The sequence below is a fragment of the Paucilactobacillus nenjiangensis genome (assembly GCF_005405445.1).
GTDB lineage: Bacteria > Bacillota > Bacilli > Lactobacillales > Lactobacillaceae > Paucilactobacillus > Paucilactobacillus nenjiangensis.
The window spans coordinates 1-1,645 of sequence record NZ_BJEB01000105.1 but is presented as its reverse complement, the minus strand read 5'-3'; the positions used below and the strand labels follow the sequence as shown (position 1 = coordinate 1,645).

Below are 1,645 nucleotides of genomic sequence, written 5' to 3'. Positions count from 1 at the left end.
AAGCATCATTTATTTAAGTTAGATACATATTATATGTACGAAGGCATTTCATTTACACAAGATTCTTGACGCTACCATTTAGTCTTAAAGACCCTTGAAAGCGCGGTTAAAAATCGAACCATTACTGGGGACCTGATTATCCATACGGATTTAGGATCACAGTATACCAGCGATGATTACAATCAACGTTTAACTGAGCTACATATCCGCCACTCATACAGCCGTAAGGGTTGTCCGTATGATAATGCGCCAATGGAATCCTTTCACGCTTCCCTCAAAAAGGAATGTGTTTATCCAGTGCCGGTCTTTGAAGATTATGAAACTGCCGCTGCCGTCCTTTTTGAATATGTGCATGCTTTCTACAATAGGAAGAGAATTCATAGTTCACTGGGCTACCAGACCCCCTTACAAGTTGAAATTGCAACACTTACGAGCCAAATGGCCGCCTGATTTAATGCTTTCCAGGGTTCAAATAAGTTATTAATCGCGATTAATGATTTATTTGAGCTGTGGAAGGTAAACGCGGTTCTGAATGTCTCTTAAAATCTATCTCAAATATTGACTTCAATCCACAAATGTTCCAACGACTTCAACAGGTCAAACGGGACAACCGGTGGTACCAGTTGAAATTCCAGGCTACACTGTGGTTCCCGGTCAAGAGGTGACAATTCCAACAGATACAACACCAGTTGAAATTCACTACATCGCTAACGACCAAACCGTGACCGTTCATTATGTCTTTGAAAAGGGTGGCCAAGCAGCAGCCGCGCAGACAATCACCGGTAAAACTGATGCGACATTTAGTCTTACTTCTCCAGTGATTGAAGGCTATGTCGCTGATTCATTGATTGTTACGGGCAAGTATTTAGCGACAGGCAATGATTACACTGTGACTTATACCGGGACTGTGCACACATTTACAGTCCAACCCAAGGATCCGGATGGAAACAACGTTGGTAATCCGATTGAAGTGACCGGTAAGACTGGCGAAGCAATCACGGTACCAAATGTGCCGGGTTATGAATATGTTGGTCAGGAAGTGAAAGTGCTAACCACGACTACTGAAGTTCCGCTTGTATATCAACCTACTGAACATACAGTGGTTATTACACCAATCGATAAAAACGGAAAACCAATTGGCGATGCGCACACAGTGACGGTTAAGACTGGCGAATCGCTGACAGTACCAGTGATTCCTGGCTATACATTTACTGGAACTGTGCCAACCATTTCCGGCAACGGGGCAGTGACCTTGACATACACGGCCAACCCAGTTCCTAAAGAATCATCCGCTGAAAGCGTGACTAGCCAACCAACTAAACATGAAAGTGACAGCTCGCCAGTCGCAGCAAAACAGGCAAACTTGCCACAAACAGGAGAGGAGGAAAACTCAGAATTATCGGTATTAGGAATTACAGGAACATTGATGACAATGTTTGGCTTATTCGGGATTGCTAGGAAACGAAAACGTAAAGATGAATAATTTGCAAGAATTTGTGAGATGAGCCAAAATAATCATTATGATTTGACTGATGGAACCAATTCTAAAAAAAGGTTGTACAAAAAAGGAGTGGCTGGGAAAAAACTAATTCCAGACTATAAAAAATAAAGGGACTTTGGAAAAACACTCCAAAGTCCCTTTAAC

Annotated in this window: 1 protein-coding gene and 1 pseudogene; both read left to right on the top strand. The window is 42.3% G+C overall.

The genetic code is table 11. The annotated features are described in order from the left end of the window. Nucleotides 1–84: 84 nt before the first annotated feature. Nucleotides 85–450, top strand: a pseudogene (locus FFM59_RS09920) (integrase core domain-containing protein); the annotation flags it as partial. 163 nt (nucleotides 451–613) lie between these two features. Then, entirely contained in the window at nucleotides 614–1,483 is an 870-nt protein-coding gene (locus FFM59_RS09915; protein WP_137602856.1) for an LPXTG cell wall anchor domain-containing protein, read from the top strand. Nucleotides 1,484–1,645: the final 162 nt, after the last annotated feature.